1 protein-coding gene is annotated in these 1,040 nt (G+C 54.9%); it reads right to left on the minus strand.

The features are described 5' to 3' along the window. A partial coding sequence (locus PBA01S_RS22605) for a reverse transcriptase domain-containing protein (protein ID WP_255315428.1) occupies nt 1-534 on the minus strand: 534 nt, incomplete at its 3' end. Between the last annotated feature and the right edge of the window lie 506 nt (nt 535-1,040).

Consider the following 1,040-nt stretch of genomic DNA (forward strand, 5'->3'; position numbering starts at 1 on the left):
GTTGTCGAAGTAGCCTTGGATGTCGACGTCGACCACCCAATTTCCTTTGCGGTTGCATGCTTTCCGGATTCGCTCCAACGCCTGTTTCGCGCTCCGCTTAGGCCGAAAACCGAAAGACGTGTCCTGAAAATCCGCCTCGAAAATGGGTTCCATGACGAGTTTGGTCGCCATCTGGATGACGCGGTCTCTCACCGTCGGGATCCCCAGCGGTCGCAGTTTGCCATCTTTCTTCGGGATGTAGTGGCGTCTAACGGGTTGTGGATGGTACTTCCCTTCTTTCAGTAGCCGTTGACATTCAAGCACAAAACGCATTTCTCCCTGTTTCTCGATGTCTGCCAACGTCTCTCCATCCACTCCTGCCGAGCCCTCGTTGGCTCGTACCCTTCGCCACGCTTCCCATAAGATGTCTACCCGATAGACCTTGTCGTACAGCGCGTGAAATCTTCGCTTCTTGTTCTCCTTGGCCGCATGACCGAGTTTCCCTTGGAGTTCTTGAACGTTTTCCTCTGGTGTTGTTAGCCGTTTGGCATTCACTGACTCGTACCTCCTCAAGAAACTTGAACAAAGCAGGCTCCTTCCCTCCCGCAGGTTGTGTTGTCCTGCGTTCCACGGTACTATGAGCCCCTCGGACTCCCTTCCTGCAGACCGTTCACTTCACCTCTGGGGCTTATAGAAGGCCTCTTTACGGTTTCTGCAACCGTGCAGGGGAGGGCCTCCCCAGTTCACTGCATCCTCTTTCATACCATGCCGTTCCCTCTACGCCGGAGGATTCTTCACTGCCGCTCCAAGTTCTAGGCAGCTTCCATGGCCTTCGTCCATGTACGCGGGACTCGGCTTCCTCTTTTCCCTCTTGCGAGGCCTTTTTGACGACGCGGCAGGATTCACTTTCATGTTACGGCCTGGTATGTTGCTCGCCCTGCCTCTGACAGGTACTTTCGTCGATACGCTTCTACGTACAGATTTCGCCATACGTAGGTATCCTAGCTACGCGGGGGCTTGGCCCTTCCCGCGACCGGACTTTCACCGGCTAGAAGATGCGT

It is taken from the genome of Paenibacillus barengoltzii NBRC 101215, assembly GCF_004000745.1.
In the GTDB taxonomy this organism is placed as follows: Bacteria; Bacillota; Bacilli; order Paenibacillales; family Paenibacillaceae; genus Fontibacillus; species Fontibacillus barengoltzii.